Raw genomic sequence first — 19,426 nt, 5'->3', positions numbered from 1 at the left:
TATGTAGTTGTTCTACATTGATAAATTCAAACGCAGTTAGCATGATATTTAACCCGCTAGAATGATCAGCTATTTAAGTGAATTGGTATTAATCCCGTCGCATTAAAAGGCTAATAAAAATCTTTGTTAAAGCCAAAATCTAGTTTATTGATTAACTGCATAAACGTGCTCAAAAATACTTTTTTGTTCGAAAAACACACTAAATTATCGATTTGATAATATTCATTGTAAATCATCGTTAATTATTAATAATCCAATCATTGCAAGCTTATATTTTTAACGAATTAACAATCAAATTGATAAATCATTATTTTTTGTTCAATTTGATGTGACATTTGATTTTTGGTTTGGTACAAATTAATTAACAAACTTATCCAAGATAAGAAAAATAGACAGGAATGAGGAAAGAAGTATGTGTTCAATTTTTGGCGTACTAGACATTAAATCAGATGCAGCGCAGTTGCGTTCACAAGCAATCGAAATGTCGAAGTTACTTCGTCATCGTGGCCCAGATTGGTCGGGCGTATATTCATCAGAAAAAGCAATTTTGGTACACGAGCGTTTAGCCATCGTTGGTGTTTCAAGTGGCGCGCAACCACTTTATAACCCAGAGCAAACACACGTACTGGCAGTAAACGGTGAAATTTATAACCACAAAAAATTAAAACAAGATTTAGCCGTAGACTTTGAATTTCAAACCGAATCAGATTGTGAAGTCTTACTGGCTCTTTATAAACAAAAAGGGCCTGAATTCTTAGATGACCTAAACGGCATTTTTGCATTTTGTTTATACGACGAAGAAAAAGACGCATACTTAATTGGCCGTGACCACATTGGTATCATTCCACTTTATACCGGTCATGATGAGCATGGTAACTTTTATGTTGCATCTGAAATGAAAGCCCTTGCACCTATTTGTAAAACCATTGAGGAGTTTCCTCCAGGTCATTACTTATGGAGTCAAGATGGTGAAATTCGCCCTTATTACGCACGTGACTGGCAAAGTTATGATGCGGTAAAAGATAACGAAGCAAAAGTAAGCGACGTAAAAGAAGGCTTAGAAGCAGCAGTTAAACGTCAATTGATGTGTGATGTGCCTTACGGTGTATTATTATCGGGCGGCTTAGACTCATCGGTAATCTCAGCAATCACGCAAATGTTTGCCGCTAAACGTGTTGAGGATAACGATGAATCAAGTGCCTGGTGGCCTCAGTTACACTCTTTTTCTATTGGCTTAGAAGGTTCGCCAGATCTAGCCGCTGCACAAAAAGTAGCAGACAGCATCGGCACAGTACACCACCCTATTACCTTTACAATTCAACAAGGTATCGATGCGCTTAAAGAGGTTATTTACCACATAGAAACATACGATGTAACAACCATTCGTGCGTCTACGCCGATGTATTTAATGGCACGTTATATTAAAGCCATGGGCATTAAAATGGTGTTATCAGGTGAAGGTGCTGATGAGTTATTTGGCGGTTATTTATATTTCCACAAAGCGCCAAATGCCAAAGAGTTTCATGATGAACTAAACCGTAAAGTAAGTAAGTTACACCAATTCGATTGTTTACGTGCAAACAAATCGATGGCAGCTTGGGGTGTTGAAGCGCGTGTACCATTCTTAGATAAAGAATTTGTTGATACCGCAATGCGTATCAACCCAGAAGGTAAGATGTGTAAAGACGGTAAAATCGAGAAACACATTATTCGTGAAGCGTTCGATGGTTATTTACCAGATGAAGTATTATGGCGTCAAAAAGAGCAGTTCTCAGATGGCGTTGGTTATAGTTGGATTGATACTTTAAAAGAGCATGTTGAATCAATCGTAAGTGACCAAATGATGGAAGCTGCTGCGTTTAAGTATCCGATTAACACACCACAAACAAAAGAAGCCTATTACTATCGTTCAATTTTTGAAGAACACTTTCCAGGTGATGCTGCAGCGAAAACTGTCCCACATGGTAAGTCAGTTGCCTGCTCTACTGAAGCCGCTCTTGAATGGGATGAAAGCTTTAAGAACAATGCCGATCCATCAGGTCGTGCAGCGGGTGTTCATAACGAAGCGTATTAATAATTCACTTTATATAACATGAATAAGCCCGAATTTTCGGGCTTATTTATTTAAAAGGGTCTTGGGTTTTTAGTGAAAAACGCATCTAAGCCTTTATTTGAATTAAATTTTATAACCGCGATGTAACTTATATCACTATCAATAGGAGCGGGTTTAGCAAATACAACCTCATTTGTTACTGCATTATTTCCCGAAACTTGCCAGCTAAGAAAGAGCTTCGCATTTTTATAATGTGTTTGCGGAAAACCCGTCGCACAATAACGCTTTGGCTCTACAAGCGTGCAACTCACCATTTTTCCAGTCTCTGTTACTTTAAGTGTTACATTTTCAATGGTTTCGTTGCTGTCGTTGTAAAAAGCTAGACCCGAAACCATTAGTTGATTTTCAACATGTGAACTGCAACCAATTAACGCGCTAAATAAAGCCATAAAGGCTAAGTTACGCATATTGTTTTGCATTGTGTAATACCCCTTTACATAAAAAGAGCGCCTTTAATATCAGACGCTCTAGCCATAAAACCATAAATAAAACACACATACGATTATTGATTTGCGGCCAATTGTGCACTTGACACTTTTCGTGCAGCCATTAAATCAAGGTTAAGTTGTTTTGATATAGAGGTTAATAATTCAAGCTCTTGCTCAATCAGTGGTAACGCATCAATATCGTATGCTGACTGACTTATCCAAGCAGGTTCAATCAGGTTAGCTTTATAACTAATTAAAAATATCGCCGTGTTATCAATAAATTCACACTCAAAGCTTTGTGCATCGGCTTTTTTCATAAACATCGTGTAAAGCGCGAGGATCTGTTCCATCATCACTGGCGTAAGTATGTAGCGAGCAAGCACTTGATCAGTTGAAAATACTTCAAATGCTTGTTCAAAGTAATTGTTTTCTAATTTTACTTTTTGTGTTGCTTTGGGATCTTTTGTTAGCCAGTTTGCTACTTTACCGCGATCTTGCTGAACGATAGTGTGTGAATTAAAATCAAACGGCATGGTTAACTTAACCATACAGCCTTTAAACATAGTGTGTCGGCCATTATTACCACTGCGCTCAAGCTTTAGTTCACAAAATTGAAAGCCAATATTATCAAGCTCGCCAACAATGCTATCTTCTGTTTCAATGTGATCAAAACTAGGTGAGATTGCGAGCTTTTTAATCTCGTCTTTTTTGATTTCTGAGGTCAGTGAATAACTAAATTCACCATACATTTTAACTAATATCGGCATCACGTTTCGTTTGTAAAAGTGGATATAATCAAGCGCTGGTTTATACGCCCAACTGGTGCCAATACAAAACGCAAATATAAGTGTAGAAAAGAAACTACCATCGCCCCCTAGCGCAACCACAAACAAAACTATAATTACCACTGCAGGAAATACTTTAAAATTAAGCAGGCGCTTTCGCTTTTCAAACTCGCTGTTAAACGAATCTCGTTGCTGCTCAATGAGGTCTAACTTAGGTTTGATCTCATGTTCAAACGTGTTTTTTAAGGTGTCTGATGCTGGTACATCGGTAGCATTTTTTTTATGACGTCTGAAACGTAATGACAATGCATCAATATATCCTTTTATTTCTTTCGACAAAAAATCTGCAAACTCATGTTTATCCGATGACATAAACTCTCCTTGTTGCTAAAAAGCCCGTAACTAGTTTAAAAGTTCTGTGGCGTTAACCGGCTGCCGTTCAGATTCAGAAATTTCAAAAAATGCCATCGCTTTCACACCAACCATGGCGGCAATGATGTTGCCTGGAAACACTTGAATTGCGTTACGTAATACCCGATTTGCGCTATTAAAATTACGTCTTGCAGCGGATATATGCGCTTCTACATCGGCATAAGTACGCTGCGCATCAAGCATTGTTGCATCAGATTTTAGCTCAGGGTAATTTTCTACCGCAATCATCAAGCCAGATAGCGAGTTTTCTAACTGACCTTCAAGTTTAAAACGTTGTTCGTTGTTATTGCTGCTGGCAGCATTTAAGACATCAGTTCGTAAACGGGTTACTTCTTCAAGTAGCTCCTTTTCGTGCGTCATAAATTTTTTCGCGATTGCTAATACATTTGGAATTAAGTCGGTACGTTTTTTAAGTTGCACATCAATGCCAGAGAACGCTTCTTCCATCGCGTTGCGTTTGGTTATTATTGAGACATACCACGCATAAAAAATAACTATAAATACGACTAAAATTGAAATGAGCAACCAGTTTGCTGTGAGAAATTCAGGCATAATTGTTTCCTTTTAACGTTATCAATCCTTTTAATAGACGGGCTAGTGTTAGCGTGTGTATGACTTAGCAAAGCCCATCTAGGTTTCAACCAATACCTTAACATTTAGGTACATCATTTTAAATTACCTATATCTCAGGTATGTTGAATTTTGCTGCGCTATTTTAGCTCTTGTTAATTGTATTTTTTCGCGTCGTTCAACGTAACACCTAATCCGATACGCTATTCAAACTGCGATAAGCGATCATAAATAATCAACAGTTTTTAATAACTAACAATTCGTACAATGTTACTTTTTAACGACGCGTTTTCGACGTATAACTGCAGACCTGCAGCGTTATTGGGAACATCAAATTGTATTTGTGTACTGGTGACGTTTAACGGGGTTACTTTTAATGCGCCAATGACAATTTTGCTGTCTTTTGTAAAACCAACGCCGTTTAAGGTAAACGGCTTGCCTTTAGTCAGCGAAATTTCACTGTGACCAAAAATAAGCGGGGACGCGTTATTAAACGCATCGACTTTCATTTCATTTGTTTTGCTATCAGCGTCGTAAATAAACAAGGCATACTTGCCTTTTGGCACATCAAAATTAAAGGTTAATTGATTAGCGCTTACGGAACTAGGTTTAAAGTTAAATACATTATTGTGTTGATACACAACCACAACAGGATCGTTTAAAGCACTGAAATTATTCCCTATTAACGTAATTGCATCACCAAAACGATAGCGCCCTTTTTCTATCACGTTGTTAAAATTACCACCCAATTCATCTATTTGAATAAAACCTTTAGCAAACGGCTTTACTTTAGAAGATGGATTTAAATCAAAGGTATCAAGTACTTTATCGTTATCACTGTCTGATGCAAATGCATTTGCACAAAACAAACAACCCGTAATAATAGCGATAACATAACTTCTCATAATTAACTCAAATTTTGACTACTTTATTAAGTTAGTCATATACCATTTATTAATAAAGATGTTTATAAAAATATTGCACAAAAGTGCGTTTTTCTCGACTGTTAACACACAGCGTTGATAATGACGGTGCTTTGTTTATTCAAGTACATAATTAACGATCTCAAAACTAATTTTATACCAGCCACGAAAGCGTAAAAAAACAATGGAAACAACAAAATATAAATAACAGGCCAACGTGCGATACGATATTTAACCTTTACCCCGCGCGCCTTTAAAAACGCAATGAGCGATTCTGAATTTTTGGTGTTAAATATATGCACCCCGTGAGACACGTTTAATATATCCGTTAGGGAAAAGTACGTTGTAATGTATGGACCAAATTTGAATAATGGGGTTAGCGGTAAATAATACACGTTAATACTAACGATATTGGCATATTTTATAAAGTAGTCTTGCTGCCCTTTTAAATCCGGAATACTCACACCGGTAATCCCCCGAAAAATAACAGTCCTCAAAAGTAGAATTTTCTCGTAAATTAGACGAAGGAGATCTACATGAAAAAATCAAAATTTAGTGATAGCCAAATAATGGCGATTTTAAAACAATCGGAATCGGGAATTCCTGTGCCAGAGCTATGTCGTGAACACGGCATGAGTAGCGCTACTTTTTATAAGTGGCGAGCTAAATATGGCGGAATGGACGCATCACTTATGGCTCGCATGAAAGAGTTAGAAGAAGAAAATCGTCGCCTGAAAAAAATGTACGACGAAGAGCGTTTAAAAGCGGAAATAGTTCAGGAAGCGATGCAAAAAAAGTGGTGAAGCCGTCGCAACGCAAAGTGATGGCAAAGCATATGGTTTCTAATCATAACATCAATATTAAACTGGCTTGCATAGCGTTTGGTATCAGTGAAAGTTGCTATCGCTACCAAGCAAAGCTAAGTTCAGAAAACGCTGAAATAGCCGACTGGTTCGTAAAACTAACAGAGATAATTAGGGATGCCATCATTGTCGAGGTCATTTGAACCTTCGATGCGGTCGCTAAATGTATCGTTATCAGAGTCGGTATCTAACCAATTTGGTATGCCGTCGCTGTCGAGATCACTATTAAATTGATTAAACTCCATTCCATCGAGGATCTTATCTTTATCCTGATCATTTAACCGTGTGTTAGCGCCAAATGCAGTCTCTTTGATATCATCTAGCCCATCGACGTCACGATCAGAAAAAAATATAATTTCGTACGTAAAATTTGGTGTACCTGCGTAGTTTTCATCAATAACACTTGGTTGGTATTTGCCAGCAGTAAAAATTGGAAAATTAACAACGTAAATATTAGGTTTTTGGTATTTATACAAAAAGATTCCATCTAAAACGCGACCGCTTTCATTTGAAACATATACTTGCGGTTTAAAATCTTTTGAATCGGTGTAAAAAACAGCAGTTAACGATTTACGCTCTGCTACTTCAAATTAATATAAATCTCCCTTATCTAGATTTGAAGATATTGCCCCTTTTACACGCACTCCTTGAACGAGCTTAATCGGCGTTACTATGCTGGGATTATCGTTTGGCTCCTGCTCAAGGTAAACAGGGTATTGTGATTTACGAGGGTCGAATGGGTAATCATCGTTTTCATCTAAAACCCCATCGCCATCTTCGTCTTTATTCTCCCAAGTGCCCTTAGGCGTTTCGATTTGAGCAATTGGCGCAGCATATGCGCCTGCGTTATATAATGTGAGCGCTATTAACGCTAACTGATAAATCATAACAATCCTTGTTACTTTGTTTATGTTCTCGGTTAAACCGTCATTATGAAGCAACCTTCGTAGATAAAAACGCTATAAGTGAATTCTCCATAACTCGCTATCTTTAATTTTTTCAAAAACACAACCGTCATTTGATGAAAATTTGTCCCCATTAGTCCAATTTATGAGTACTTCTGCGAAGTTATCTTGCGTTTTATCTGAAAGACGCTTTTCTATTACGATATAGTTACCGGCTTTTGACACTCTTTGTTCAAAGCGGGCAGCTTTCTTTAATAGAGCTTGCTCAGCTCTCTTGGCTTTACTTCCTTCAAACCACACTTGATCTACAAATGACTTTAGAGTTTCTAAGTCTCCCTCTTTTTGCGCTTGTTGATAAACATCGCATTTTTCTATAAAAACTGGATCTTGATTATTTTTGGCAGCGATACCGTAGTTTGGTGATGCAATTAAAGGTGCGCTAGACAATGCAAGCGCTAAAAAAGTCCATCTAAATGTCATAACAGTCCTTGTTTTGCTTGATATGTAAATCGTTAATTATACTTGAATACGCGAATACTATTGCTTTTCGCGAGTTTATTGCGTACTTGAAAATCACGAACATTCGTTGACTTTGGTACTTTAAATGACAATGAATCGTTTGATACTCGCGTAGGTTTAATACTTATATCACCAAATTCAACCTTTGTATCTGTATCAAATCCAGTACCAGTTATAGTGTGCTCTTCGCCTTTCGTTAATATAACTGAAGTGCTGCCGAAAATTAGCGGTGCATCCGCCGCAAAAGGTTCGAGATATAGGTCATTTGTGCGCTTATCATTGTTGTAAACAAATACCTTGTATTTTCCTTGCGGTACGCTAAGTTGAAAAGTAATGCCTTTATTGCCTGATTCGACCTGTTTTACGTTATAGCTTCTTACGTTGTCGTAAATTACAACCACAGGATCTTTAATCTTGTCGATGCCCATGCCGGTCAGTGTAACTTTATCACCGATGCGATAACGCCCTTTTTCAATTTTGTTATTGAAGTTGCCTGATATTCGTGACAATTGAATCATCGGCAAATCTTCTATCGACATTGTTTTAACTTTTTGCTCTGGCGAACTGTCATAGATATCAAACACTTTATCATGATCTGTGTCTTTTTCAGTTTGACTACTTATTACTGACCCAGATGCCATTACACTGGTTGTAAACAGCGAAAGAAATAATAAATTTGCTAACTTACTCATCTTTATCCTTTGCTAAGTGATTAAATACACTGTTTTACCAGTTAAGGTCACGTATTGTTAGAGTCAAACTTGAGCGCGAGTTGACCTTTATACAAGCGTTAAATACTTCTCTAACAAATGACTTTTGCGCTCTATTTAAGTAAGTTCAGCATATACCAGTTATCATCTATATATCCAAACTCACAATATCCACCAACTGATTGTTCTTTTTGAGTTCTTACTATCGTTGTATCAAATGTATACCTGATTCGTAATAGCTTGGTGGCCCCCCATTTTTCATGACTCCTTCGAACTGAAGAAACCTTATGACTTTGAGGTTGCTTTATGAGCACATAATCAGTTGTTTTAAAGTTTGCTATGCCGTTATATCGAGAGCCAAAGTACTTGTTATGTTGTTTAGTAACCAAACGTTCAAGCGCAGAGGTATTATTCGACAGTACCTCCGGTAAAAATGATTTAAACGTATCATAGTCTTGGTTTGTTACAATGTCTGACGCTGTTGCACATTGGTTTTCTTGCTCACTGTATTCCGAAGCGTATACGTGACCTAGTAAAAACAAGCATACAACACAGAATAATTTTTTCATTTCAACTCCTATAAAAGCCCTTAAAAAAGGGCTTTATTTAAATTAACTATTTCGCTGCACATTCGTCATCTGTTGAGCGTGCAAATTCAGATTGTTTTACCATTACTTGTTTTGTAACTGCATGATAATGAGTGCCTGATTGGCCTACTTCTACTTGATAGCGCTTAACAACATCAGGACATAAATCTCTGCCTGACTGCGCATCGCCGGAAACACTTAAAACATCACCGCCGAACTGTATGTAGTACGTACCAATACCATCATCAGCTCGAATACCCGTAAGTTCAACTGAGTGTGTTCCCTCATCTAGAGATACATAGACAGGTCCTACTTTTCGTTTTGGAGAACTGTTGTCATATTTAACTGCACCATTTACAGATAGCTTGTAAACGTCATCATTAAAGTTGCCATTATCGCCAAATATGATTTCTAGCTGACTTGGGCCGAAGAAAGGATATTCGTTACTTAAATCGCCATTTACTTCAACAGTAATAAAGCCAGTTTGAACCTGATTCGGCACTTTAACTACGAGCACTTCGGTAGTGGCTGAAACAATCGTTGCACTGATCCGCGTGTCATTTGGGCCTGTAAATGTGACTTTATTATCTGAAATTTTTGTACTGAACCCAACGCCTTCAATTGTTACCTCAGTTCCGGGTGGCGCTTTGTTAGGTGTTACATTTGTGATTGAAAGACTAGAGTCAATTAGTATTTCATAACCTAACTTTGCTTCGTCACCTCGATGTCTAACATAAACCGTGAGAGGACCAACCGCCTCTTCAATCTGTTGGATATTATCGAGTGTAAATGTTAGTTTTGTACCCTCTTTGTTTACATATTGAACATCTGTATCGAGCTCTTTACCCGTAACGCTATCAATAACAATTACCTCTGGTTCGTCGTCCCAAATCCCTTTTACAACAGCCATACCACTGCCGACAATCTCAAATGATTTTTGGGTATTATCTTTGAAAATTGTTCGCGGTGTAATGTCTGAAAGCGTTAGCCCCCACGAAACAACATAATCAATTTTTGTCGGAACCGCCGCCATATCTTTTAGTGTTTTTGCCATATCTATCATTGCGGACGCAACCATTGAGGCATCATATGCTGTGTCTATGGCCCCCCAACCAGGGAATAATTTCTTAGCAAGCTTTTCAGCAAGTGCCTTCCTAAAATCAGGCATTTGAATTTCATAGGCAGAAAGTATCGCTTGAGTAGCTGGGCCTACCGGTATGTTTGGCAATTTACTCATATCCATCGTTAGAATTGGTTGAATTTCTTTCTTATAAAGTTCTTGACCAATATTATATGCAAGATCCTTCCAATCCTGCTCGGTCACAGTGTCCTTAGCGGCTAGAGCTTCAACCTGATCTGTGATTGCAGGCATATGCTGATATACTGCCATAATAACATCGCGTACCATTTTCGCTTTTGTGGCGTTGTCAGCTGGTATACCAATTCCAACAGCATCAATTAGCGTATTGTAAAAGCGAATTACAATGTTATCGATGATCGTTCTAATTGCTAACATTTTCTTAGCTTTTTGGCCCGATAAATTATAACTTTCGGTACCTTTTAAACTAAAAGGACTGATGCCATAGAGGCCATCTACACCAGGCGTGATTATTTGATACAAGCAGTCTTTATAAACGCATTTATCAATTAATGAATCAGCTGACCAAAATTCTAATCCAAGGAAAGTGCCGCTCGTAGGTCCCATCATATCTTTGTGATAAGGCGTATCGACATGCTCTTGAAGTGGGTTATTTAAAGCACCGTCCTTTAAGTTACCGGTCATGGGGTTTACCTCATATACACGGTAACTTAAGTACAATTGGCTTCGGTTTTGTAACTCGACACAGCCATCATAATGAAGCACTTCGTGCCATTTAGGGTCTACGCCTTCACCACACTTATGTCCGGCAACAAACTTATTCTCAAGAAAGGTAGTTGCCTCCATAGACATATCAAAAAGCGCCCAAGTTCCGTTGGTTTCAGGGTAAGAAACAATACTTGGTTCAATTGACGTATCAGTATTGGTAGAAATAAATTTATTGGTCGTTCCAACTTCACCATTGCCTGTAGCAACTCGATGCTTTTCGGCACTGTTAGGCCTAGTTACTTTGTCTAAAATTTTACGTCCATATTGGTTCAATAGCGCAATACGCTCGCGACGAGGTTCAGAAAACGAGAAAAACGCGGAGTCTTGTTTTAAATAAGCCACAGACTGTTCGATATAGTCTTTATACTCTTCAAATTCAGCTACTTTTTCTAAAAATTCCTGTGGTCCAATACCCGAACCTAATAACATTAAATCAAGATAAGCAACCAGTGCTGCACTCGCTGTAGACTCGTCACTAAATTCAATTTTACGCTGTCCAGGAACCAACAATGTACTCAAATAAGTTTCACGCTCACCTTGTAGATTTACTGTATAGCTATAAATCACTTCAGGTTGGGTACCGAGTACTTGGTGATCAAATGTATTTCCCGTTATAGCGGAACCATGGCTAGGTAAGATTCCACCGATATGGGTAATTTCCTTTACATTGTTTGACGTTACATTAAATTCAACATTTGTGTTCAATATGTAACTAACAGCGTTACTTGCGCCATGTGTGTTAGTAACCCAATATGAACCACCAGTGATGCCCTCTGGCACTTGCACCGTGATTGTGTTTTCGTCAATCAAGCTTGCTTTAGCCGCTTTACTACCAAAAAACACACTTGTGTCGTTATCAAAATTATCACCTGATAACGTTAACAAATCTTTTTCTCCTATCGTTCTAATCTCATTAGACAACAGCGGTAAACTTGATTCGTGTACAGTGATAGGCATTTCCTCAGAAATGTAATCTCCTTCATAGGCTACTTTTAGATAACCATTACCAACAGTATTTGGTACCTCTAACGTCAATCTATAATTATTATCTTGATCTTGCGTGATTTGAGGCTTTGAATTTGTTACGACGCCGTTTATTTTATATGACACAACAACATTCTGCGTTTGTTCTGTTATACCACTTACGATTAACTCAGCCTTGTCTCCAGCTCTAACAAAATCTCTTACCGTATAAGCTGTTGACGTTACATTATTCGTCCAGCGCAGCATGATGCCGTTTTCTTCTATAGCGGTAATACGCGACGCGTGTTCCAAACGCTTTTGGTCATATACATCAAGAACATCATCATTGTCATCATCTAAATCTAAGTGGTCGATAAACGAATCATTGTCAAAATTATTAGGATTCTTTGGGTCGCCACTTTCTAACTGGTCGTCAATATTATTTCCGTCCGAATCCCTATCAATGTAATTTGGAAAAAAATCGTTATTTAGATCGTTGATACCTTCAATTTCATCACTAAATCCGTCTCCATCCGCATCTTCATCGAACCAGTTTGGAATACCATCCTCGTCGAAATCAATATGACTTGGTGCAGCCATAAGCGCGTACTCGAAGCCGTCCTTAATCCCATCTTTATCGTTATCTTGAGATACTAGACTAGATCCAAATGCATATTCCTTCATGTCATCAAAAGCGTCTACATCTTCATCGGTAAAAACACTTACGTTGTATATTAGGTCGCTTCCACCGGCGTAATTGTTATCCATTACACTTAGGTTATATGTACCGGCATTTTGAATTTGAAAGTTAACAATCACAACGTTTGGACTTACTGAACGATACATTTCATAAGATTCAAGCACTTCACCGTCTGCATTTGACAAATAAACTTGTGGTGAAAACCTTTGTGCATCTGTTCTAAAAATCGCGGTAATAAATTTAGTGTCTTGTACTTCAAACGCGAATAGATCACCTTTATCAAGGTTTGAAGAAATCACACCATTAACAATAAACCCATGTTCTAAACTTACTGGATTAGCAATTGATGGATTGTCATTAGGCTCCTGTTCAAAGAACTCTGGATAACTGTTTTCGTTAGGGTCGAAAGGTAAGTCATCTTCTAAATCAGGTATACCATCCCCATCTTCGTCATTGTTTTCCCATGTACCTGTCGAAGGGTCGATTACATCTCCACCGTCATTACCATCAGTGCCATCATTTCCGTTTCCATCATCAGTCCCCCCATTTCCATCATCTGGTTGCACCGTGTCAGGCTCTGTTTCTATTGGGTCGTTACATCCAGCTAATCCGAGTGAAATTACACCACTCAAAAACATCGCTATAAGCGTTTTAGTCTTCATTAGTTGTCCTTTTTCTAATCTTTTATATCCGGTATAGATGAATCTTGTTGTCTGTATGGGGTTTGCATTCTTGCAATCGCATATGACTTAAGTGAAATGTAATACTCGTTAATATTAAATGTACCGTCGGCGCCCGATACTAAGCCGAGCGCATTACAACCAAGTTGATGAGTACTCGGTACATAATTTACATATTTTTCGTCAAATGGATTAATTGAAACGTCGGTGAACGTTAAGATTTTACCGATTACCCAATTGGCAATTGGCACTTCAAGTTTTTTACACCAATTTACTTCTATCTTGAGTAAATTGGCATCTTGTACATTGAGAAACACATCACCTTTAATATGCTTTTGTACTGGATTTCGATACATTAAATTATCGTTTGGGATTTCATACCAGACATTGCCGCTTCCATCTTTTCTTAAAACCTTATGTTTCTCGTAGACTTCGTTGGTAGGGTGTAATTGTTTAATTTGCGCCCCTACCCCAAGCATATTACTCCCTTCAACATAAGCTCTTGCAAGCAAATAAGCCCTACCAACCTCAACACCAGAGGACTCATCACGCATAAATAATGGCGTCATACCTTGTGCGAGCGCTTCTCGCATTTTAGCCATACTACCGTGATTTAATGTTCCCGATCTCACAGCATCAAACGTTGCAGCGTTTAATGTCATTTTGTCTCGGTAAATCGTCGCCCATTGAATTAAAAGCATAATTAATACAAGTACGATCGGAGCCAAGAATGGCAGACTGATTGAAAACTCAGCCATTGATTGTCCCAATTGCCTCCTTTTAACGTTATAAGTTTTCATAACTCGCTACTTTCGGTCCCTGATTTTTAGCCGATTGGATCCGCATTAGCTCAAGAAATAGTTGGTCCATTCTATCTTTTGCTGCGGTGTCTACCACCAAATGATTCTGCGCTTCAATTAAAACATCAGTTGCTTGTCTAACACGTGCAATCGCAAGGTTATGCCAAGCTTTTGCATGCTCGTTGTCACTTGATATACTGTTTTGATACGCATTAACTGCCGCGTCAAGACGGTTAGTACGGGTGTAAATATTTCCCAACCGAAACCATGCCGGTGCATAATCTTTTTTATACGAAAGCAATTGACGATAAAGCCCTTCAGCTAGTTCTAAATGACCAGATTTGTATGCTGTATCTGCGTTACCTTCTAACACCAATAAATCAATATTGTTCTCTTGTGCAGCACTTTTCGGTGCATTTGCAGTTGAACATCCTTGTGTGAGTATTATCGCAAACACGAACGCAATGCATCGAATAAATTTTAACCCCATGAAATTACACTCCCTTCTTTTAACTTAAGCTTCTCTACGTTTCCAGACTTTAGCTCCAATACGTTTTTTGCGTTTTTGCATTGCGCGAATCTCCAAGGTGCTAAATGTTGATGTATTGATGTTATACGTCCTTTACTATCCAAAAACACTGCATCGATATCGTAGGCCATCCACATTGTGTGAATGCTATTACAAGGCATAATAATTAGACCAAAATTATTTGATATTTTGCGTCCAAGCAATCCCCGAAAGCGTAACCAAATTGAATCTGCAATACCCAAATCAAAACCTGCTATGTACTCACCATCGAGCATTAGTCTATTAACTCTCATAACTCACACTTCGTATATAAATTTCATAACGATAGGGAAAAATAAGATTGCAAATGTCACAGGAAATATGAATGCAACCAGCGGAAACACAAGTTTAACAGGCGCTTCTAGTGCCTTTTTCTCAGCACGTTGAAATCGTTCTACTCGTCTTTGATCAGCTTGTATCCGTAACGTAGAACCCAAACTCGCACCAGTACGTTCAGCTTGTGCTAAAGCACTTACTAAGTTGTTGATTTCACTTATGTGGACACGCTCAGCCATCGATCTAAATGCGTCGATTTTGCCAACACCAGAACGTAAATCTCGCATTACTTTTTCAAATTCTACTTTTAATGGCCCTTCAGGGCCTTTATCGACAGATTGCGCAATCGCACCTGTTAAGTTAAGGCCTGCTTCCACCGCCATCGTAATAAAGTCCAGATAAACAGGAAGGGCTTTAACTATTTTTAATTGACGCTTTTTTTTCAAATCACTTAACGTGACTAACGGCAAAAAGTAACCAGCAATCAACGCGAAAACAATATAGTCTAACGCCATAGAGTCCAAAGCTGATAAACAAAACCACGTCATTAAACCGCATATCATTGACACAACAAGACGAATGCCAAAATAGTCTTCTGCTGAGATAATGTAAGAAAGACCAGAGATTTGAAGCTTTTTATTGGTTTTAACCAAGTAATCAATTGGTAAGCGTTCACCGATGTAGTGGGAGGCAATTTTAACCAAAGGCCATATTATCTTTAACGATGGTGGCAGTGGGTCCATAAAGTCGCGCGTATCTTCAGGCACTTCCTGTTTTATTTTAGTAAGGCTATATATACCCAGGCATATTGATGCGCCAAAGAAAAAAAGTATCCAATAAACCATTTTTACCTTCTAAACATCTATGTTAACTATTTTCTGAATAAAGAAATATCCGATGTACAACATGACTGATGACCCAGCAATGACAATCCACCCCATCGGTTCTGTAAACAATCGTGACATGTGTACTGGCTCCATGTGATAAAGCACGTACCCCAGAAATATAGGTAAACACGTCATCACAATTCCCTGAATTCGACCTTGCGCAGTTAAACTGTCAATCTTACCTTCCATCTCTATTTTCTTTCTAAGAGTCTCGCCTAAACGTTCGAGCGTTTCTGCCAAATTGCCACCGATTTCTTTCGAAATTTGCATACCCGAAACTACCAGTTTAAAGTCTTGTTCAGGCATTCTTTCGACCATGTTGTCCAGGGCTTCCATAAAATCGACCCCCAACCGCTGCTCTCTTAAAAAGAGCGAAAACTCTTGAGAAATTGGTGCTTCAGCTTCTTGCACCATAGCCTCGATGGCGTTAATTAAACTTGAACCTGAGCGCATTGATGCGCAGATCATATTCAATCCGTCAGGCAATTGTTGGATAAATTTTTTACGACGTCGTTTTTGTAAGTACTTGTACAAATAAGGCGGTAAAATTGCCATACCAATAACGGCAATTAAAGCAACAAACCATGCGCCTGTATAAGCCCACACGACAATAAAAGTGACTACCATTAAGACAATATTTCCAATAAAAAGCTTTCCTGGCTCTATAAATAAAAACATGTCAGAAAGGTTCCGCTTCGCATTGTATTTGAAGGTTTCATGGTATTTTTGCGCTAACTCTTGTGAAATAAAAGAGCCACCGAACACCAAAATAGCGACGGATATACCGACTATTGCCATCAATAAGACACTAGACATTTGGCACCTCAGGTTTGAAGATACTAAGATCTACATCGATACCACGATCGCGAAGGTTTTCATAAAACTCTGGCACCATACCTGTAGCCATATAGTGCCCAACGACCTTCCCGTTCTGGTCATACCCTGTTTGCTTAAATTTGAAGATTTCAGACAATTGCAAGGTGTTGCCTTCTACGCCTGTAACTTCTGTAATCGACGTAACACGCCTTGAGCCATCACTAAAACGTGATTGTTGAACAATCATATTAACCGCTGAGCCGATTTGTTCGCGTATCGCCATTATTGGTAAATCCATTCCCGCCATCATAACCATAACTTCAAGACGGGAAATACAGTCTCGGGGAGTGTTTGCGTGAGCGGTAGTTAAAGAGCCATCGTGACCCGTATTCATTGCTTGCAGCATGTCCAACGCTTCACCGCCTCGACACTCACCTACTACAATTCTGTCCGGGCGCATACGTAGACAGTTTTTGACTAAATCTCGGATTTCAACAGCACCTTTGCCTTCTTGATTAGGTGGGCGCGCTTCAAGTGATACTAAATTTGGCTGATAAAGTTTTAATTCAGCTGCATCTTCAACTGTAATAATGCGTTCATCATCTGGAATAAAATTAGATAACACATTAAGTAATGTTGTTTTACCCGAGCCTGTACCACCAGAAATAACGACATTTCGCTTATTTAAAACAGTTGTTTTTAAAAAATTAGCCATATTTTCATTCATCGAACCAAAGTTGATGAGATCTTCTATCTCTAACTTCTTCTCCATGAACTTACGAATTGTGATGCAAGGTCCCTTTAATGCTAATGGCGGAATTATTGCATTGACTCGAGAACCATCTTTTAAGCGCGCATCAACCATTGGCTGCCCTTCATCGATGCGGCGCCCAATTGGAGTCACTATTCGCTCAATTGCGCTAAGCACTGCTTGTTGGTCGGTAAAGCTAATATCTGAAAGAAAAAGCTTTCCGGAACGTTCATAAAAGATCTCATCATAAGCGTTTACCATAATTTCAGACACATGTTCGTCGTTGACCAGTGCTTCCAAAGGGCCTAAACCAACAGATTCATCCAAAACCTCTTTAGCGAGCTCTTGTCCATCAATATGCGGAGGTACATTTAATCCTTTAATTATGTTTGAAATTAAATTTCCACTTTGAGAGCGCAATTCCTCATCAGACATTTCAGATACATTGACTCGTCGTAAATCAATCTGATTAATAAGCTCCTTGTGAACACGTCTACGCCATTCGTTACGCTCTCTAATTTTTTGTCGTGTCTCGTCGTTGTCACCTTGAGCCAAATCATGACCTTCGATTTTAGTTTCAGGCATTGGCTTGCTCGGAACTGAAATGTCAGTTTCGAGGTCTGCGCCTAAAGGTCTATTTGTTAACGCGCTTGTATTAAACGATTGGTTAGAATTTGAAGAATGTTTGTTTTCAGCTTTTACGTAAATATGATAACCACCAATTTCGATTCTATCAGACTCCGATAAAGGTCCTGCAGACTCAATTTTTTGGCTATTAACAAATGTACCTGTACGACTCGCTCTGTCTTCTAAAAAAATACCTTCGGGACGGTAATATAATTTAGCGTGTTCTTTTGACACTTTAAAACCGTGTAGTTTAATGTGGTGATGCTTGTCTTTACCGATCAAACAAGATGGTTCACTACAACGAACTGTGCCTACATCTGTACCCTTAGCTGTTTTTATACTTATCTCAAACATAATAATTAATCCAAGATATTAAACATTTCGAGCTTTTCAGCGTCACCGATCAACTCTTTAGCACGTTTTAAACGATTTTGATGAGATTCGTCTTCAATTGGCACTATTTTTGGCGTAACTAGTATCACAAGCTCGCTTTTCTTGTCGATAAAGTCGCGAGATTTAAAGAGCTCTCCTAAAATTGGAATGTCGCCTAACAATGGTACTTTATTAACAGATTTAGACATATCACTATTAACTAGCCCAGAAATTACGAGCGTTTCACCATTTCTTACATTCACAACTGATTCGGTTTCACGGGTTTGAAAACCTGGATAACCGGCAACCGTAACCGATGGGTCGATAGCACTAACTTCCGCTTTTACATAAGACACGATGTTGCCACTTTCATCTGATGTCGGCTCAATCTCTAATTTAACACCATACTCTTTATATTCGACATTAAGCCCACCATTAGAATCAGTAATTGGGATAGGAACTTCACCACCCGCTAAAAACTTAGCCTTCTCGCCGCTTCGAGTGCTTAACGTCGGTCTTGCCAACGTACGAGAGTCGCCCTGCTCGTCTAACAATTGAATTTGCGATGCAAGTCCAGTCACAATTCCAAATGACGCATAACCGTTGCCTCCGATTGCAACATCACCGATAGCCTCTACAATTTTGTCGCCAATGTCACTTTGTGTATATGTTGCAAATAAATCGTTATGCACAAAGTTCTTTACTCCACCATAAGCAGGGCCTGCCATAGAATTGTCCCACTTTACACCAACATTTTTTAATGTATTATTACGCATTTCAACAATTTGCACATCCATGCGGATCATGTGTTTAAGATCAACTGATTGAGGAGATAAACTCAGCATTGAAGTTAAGTTTGGAATAACCTGAGACAATTTAAGCGCTTGTTTCATTGTTTCGCTACTCACCTCACCCTCTAAAACGACTAGTGAGCCAACTTGTTTGGCGCTTACACCAGGTAATCCTGCAACTAGCACTCGTACTTGCTCGACAAGTTGCTCCATATTGACCGAATCTACGTTGACATAAATCTTTTTAGTATTGTTTGCCTCATCCCAAATTTGAATTTCAGTCTGTCCAAACTCTTCTGCAATAAGTAATAAGCGGTTGTCATCTAATACTTTTGCACTAACGATGCCACCTTTACCAACCACTACTCGCGTAACTTTAGAAACCGGCAAAACCTCTATGGCACCCACATGCATATCAAGTTTAATACTTGCCAGCAAATAACTAGGAAAAAGCGCTACGACACACATCGCTAAATAAAATAAACTTCTCATT

Annotated in this window: 18 protein-coding genes and 1 pseudogene; 2 read left to right on the top strand and 17 right to left on the bottom strand. The window is 38.6% G+C overall.

All coding sequences use genetic code 11. The annotated features are described in order from the left end of the window. Positions 1-412 precede the first annotated feature (412 nt). Positions 413-2,074 carry an asparagine synthase B gene (gene asnB / locus AN214_RS12180; protein ID WP_054979977.1) on the top strand — a complete coding sequence of 554 codons (1,662 nt, stop codon included), beginning with the start codon at positions 413-415 and terminating at the stop codon, positions 2,072-2,074. Positions 2,075-2,124: 50 nt separating this feature from the next. On the opposite strand, the gene AN214_RS12175 is transcribed toward asnB, so the two are convergent. The 4 genes from AN214_RS12175 to AN214_RS12160 all read right to left on the bottom strand — a co-directional run bounded on the left by AN214_RS12175 (position 2,125) and on the right by AN214_RS12160 (position 5,233). Next, positions 2,125-2,532, bottom strand: a complete 408-nt coding sequence (locus AN214_RS12175; RefSeq protein ID WP_054979976.1) for a hypothetical protein — start codon at positions 2,530-2,532, stop codon at positions 2,125-2,127. A gap of 83 nt (positions 2,533-2,615) precedes the next feature. Continuing rightward, complete coding sequence (locus AN214_RS12170; RefSeq protein WP_054979975.1) at positions 2,616-3,698, bottom strand: DUF3137 domain-containing protein; 1,083 nt, start codon at positions 3,696-3,698, stop codon at positions 2,616-2,618. A 30-nt stretch (positions 3,699-3,728) separates the two neighbouring features. Continuing rightward, on the bottom strand, positions 3,729-4,310 hold the full coding sequence (locus AN214_RS12165; protein ID WP_054979974.1) for a LemA family protein: 582 nt from the start codon (positions 4,308-4,310) through the stop codon (positions 3,729-3,731). Positions 4,311-4,573: 263 nt separating this feature from the next. Continuing rightward, entirely contained in the window at positions 4,574-5,233 is a 660-nt protein-coding gene (locus tag AN214_RS12160) for an IPT/TIG domain-containing protein (protein WP_054979973.1), read from the bottom strand. Positions 5,234-5,787: 554 nt separating this feature from the next. On the opposite strand from AN214_RS12160, the pseudogene AN214_RS22245 reads away from it, so the two are divergent. After that, positions 5,788-6,221, top strand: a pseudogene (locus AN214_RS22245) (transposase); the annotation flags it as partial. Here the strand turns inward: AN214_RS22245 and AN214_RS12145 are convergent. From AN214_RS12145 to AN214_RS12085, 13 genes are all read right to left on the bottom strand, one after another. Next, positions 6,213-6,590: a hypothetical protein gene (locus AN214_RS12145; protein WP_054979970.1), complete on the bottom strand. Its 378-nt coding sequence runs from the start codon at positions 6,588-6,590 to the stop codon at positions 6,213-6,215. The pseudogene AN214_RS22245 and the gene AN214_RS12145 sit on opposite strands and share 9 nt — an antisense overlap. A gap of 114 nt (positions 6,591-6,704) precedes the next feature. Further along, positions 6,705-7,001, bottom strand: coding sequence for a hypothetical protein (locus tag AN214_RS12140; RefSeq protein WP_054979969.1), 297 nt, complete (start codon positions 6,999-7,001; stop codon positions 6,705-6,707). Positions 7,002-7,073: 72 nt separating this feature from the next. Further along, positions 7,074-7,499 carry a hypothetical protein gene (locus tag AN214_RS12135; RefSeq protein ID WP_054979968.1) on the bottom strand — a complete coding sequence of 142 codons (426 nt, stop codon included), beginning with the start codon at positions 7,497-7,499 and terminating at the stop codon, positions 7,074-7,076. 32 nt (positions 7,500-7,531) lie between these two features. After that, positions 7,532-8,230: an IPT/TIG domain-containing protein gene (locus AN214_RS12130; protein ID WP_054979967.1), complete on the bottom strand. Its 699-nt coding sequence runs from the start codon at positions 8,228-8,230 to the stop codon at positions 7,532-7,534. Positions 8,231-8,361: 131 nt separating this feature from the next. Next, the gene (locus tag AN214_RS12125; protein WP_054979966.1) at positions 8,362-8,817 is read right to left on the bottom strand and encodes a hypothetical protein; all 456 of its coding nucleotides are present in this window, start codon (positions 8,815-8,817) and stop codon (positions 8,362-8,364) included. Between the two features lie 46 nt (positions 8,818-8,863). After that, the gene (locus tag AN214_RS12120; protein ID WP_054979965.1) at positions 8,864-13,027 is read right to left on the bottom strand and encodes an IPT/TIG domain-containing protein; all 4,164 of its coding nucleotides are present in this window, start codon (positions 13,025-13,027) and stop codon (positions 8,864-8,866) included. A gap of 14 nt (positions 13,028-13,041) precedes the next feature. Continuing rightward, entirely contained in the window at positions 13,042-13,803 is a 762-nt protein-coding gene (locus AN214_RS12115; RefSeq protein WP_235576748.1) for a TadE family protein, read from the bottom strand. A gap of 28 nt (positions 13,804-13,831) precedes the next feature. Further along, positions 13,832-14,335 (bottom strand): tetratricopeptide repeat protein, encoded by a 504-nt coding sequence (locus AN214_RS12110; protein ID WP_054979963.1) that lies wholly within the window; start codon positions 14,333-14,335, stop codon positions 13,832-13,834. After that, positions 14,326-14,667: a DUF192 domain-containing protein gene (locus AN214_RS12105; RefSeq protein WP_054979962.1), complete on the bottom strand. Its 342-nt coding sequence runs from the start codon at positions 14,665-14,667 to the stop codon at positions 14,326-14,328. Before AN214_RS12105 ends, AN214_RS12110 begins: the two co-directional genes overlap by 10 nt. A 3-nt stretch (positions 14,668-14,670) precedes the next feature. After that, the gene (locus AN214_RS12100) at positions 14,671-15,534 is read right to left on the bottom strand and encodes a type II secretion system F family protein (RefSeq protein WP_054979961.1); all 864 of its coding nucleotides are present in this window, start codon (positions 15,532-15,534) and stop codon (positions 14,671-14,673) included. A 9-nt stretch (positions 15,535-15,543) separates the two neighbouring features. Next, positions 15,544-16,392, bottom strand: a complete 849-nt coding sequence (locus AN214_RS12095; protein ID WP_054979960.1) for a type II secretion system F family protein — start codon at positions 16,390-16,392, stop codon at positions 15,544-15,546. Next, complete coding sequence (locus AN214_RS12090) at positions 16,385-18,124, bottom strand: ATPase, T2SS/T4P/T4SS family (protein ID WP_054979959.1); 1,740 nt, start codon at positions 18,122-18,124, stop codon at positions 16,385-16,387. The genes AN214_RS12095 and AN214_RS12090 overlap by 8 nt, the downstream gene beginning before the upstream one ends. Positions 18,125-18,129: 5 nt before the next feature. Beyond that, positions 18,130-19,425 (bottom strand): type II and III secretion system protein family protein, encoded by a 1,296-nt coding sequence (locus tag AN214_RS12085; RefSeq protein WP_054979958.1) that lies wholly within the window; start codon positions 19,423-19,425, stop codon positions 18,130-18,132. Between the last annotated feature and the right edge of the window lies 1 nt (position 19,426).

The organism is Pseudoalteromonas sp. P1-9 (assembly GCF_001399975.1).
In the GTDB taxonomy this organism is placed as follows: Bacteria; Pseudomonadota; Gammaproteobacteria; order Enterobacterales; family Alteromonadaceae; genus Pseudoalteromonas.
Note: the sequence above shows the minus strand (reverse complement) of the source record. Positions and strands in the feature narration are given on the sequence as shown.

Bases quoted from the DNA above. Each gene is read 5' to 3' on its own strand.
- AN214_RS12120 (WP_054979965.1), bottom strand. From the start codon at position 13,027: ATGAAGACTAAAACGCTTATAGCGATGTTTTTGAGTGGTGTAATTTCA.
- AN214_RS12105 (WP_054979962.1), bottom strand. From the start codon at position 14,667: ATGAGAGTTAATAGACTAATGCTCGATGGTGAGTACATAGCAGGTTTT.
- AN214_RS12100 (WP_054979961.1), bottom strand. From the start codon at position 15,534: ATGGTTTATTGGATACTTTTTTTCTTTGGCGCATCAATATGCCTGGGT.
- AN214_RS12165 (WP_054979974.1), bottom strand. From the start codon at position 4,310: ATGCCTGAATTTCTCACAGCAAACTGGTTGCTCATTTCAATTTTAGTC.
- AN214_RS12110 (WP_054979963.1), bottom strand. From the start codon at position 14,335: ATGGGGTTAAAATTTATTCGATGCATTGCGTTCGTGTTTGCGATAATA.
- asnB (WP_054979977.1), top strand. From the start codon at position 413: ATGTGTTCAATTTTTGGCGTACTAGACATTAAATCAGATGCAGCGCAG.
- AN214_RS12115 (WP_235576748.1), bottom strand. From the start codon at position 13,803: ATGGCTGAGTTTTCAATCAGTCTGCCATTCTTGGCTCCGATCGTACTT.
- AN214_RS12175 (WP_054979976.1), bottom strand. From the start codon at position 2,532: ATGCAAAACAATATGCGTAACTTAGCCTTTATGGCTTTATTTAGCGCG.
- AN214_RS12160 (WP_054979973.1), bottom strand. From the start codon at position 5,233: ATGAGAAGTTATGTTATCGCTATTATTACGGGTTGTTTGTTTTGTGCA.
- AN214_RS12125 (WP_054979966.1), bottom strand. From the start codon at position 8,817: ATGAAAAAATTATTCTGTGTTGTATGCTTGTTTTTACTAGGTCACGTA.
- AN214_RS12130 (WP_054979967.1), bottom strand. From the start codon at position 8,230: ATGAGTAAGTTAGCAAATTTATTATTTCTTTCGCTGTTTACAACCAGT.
- AN214_RS12140 (WP_054979969.1), bottom strand. From the start codon at position 7,001: ATGATTTATCAGTTAGCGTTAATAGCGCTCACATTATATAACGCAGGC.
- AN214_RS12085 (WP_054979958.1), bottom strand. From the start codon at position 19,425: ATGAGAAGTTTATTTTATTTAGCGATGTGTGTCGTAGCGCTTTTTCCT.
- AN214_RS12090 (WP_054979959.1), bottom strand. From the start codon at position 18,124: ATGTTTGAGATAAGTATAAAAACAGCTAAGGGTACAGATGTAGGCACA.
- AN214_RS12170 (WP_054979975.1), bottom strand. From the start codon at position 3,698: ATGTCATCGGATAAACATGAGTTTGCAGATTTTTTGTCGAAAGAAATA.
- AN214_RS12095 (WP_054979960.1), bottom strand. From the start codon at position 16,392: ATGTCTAGTGTCTTATTGATGGCAATAGTCGGTATATCCGTCGCTATT.
- AN214_RS12135 (WP_054979968.1), bottom strand. From the start codon at position 7,499: ATGACATTTAGATGGACTTTTTTAGCGCTTGCATTGTCTAGCGCACCT.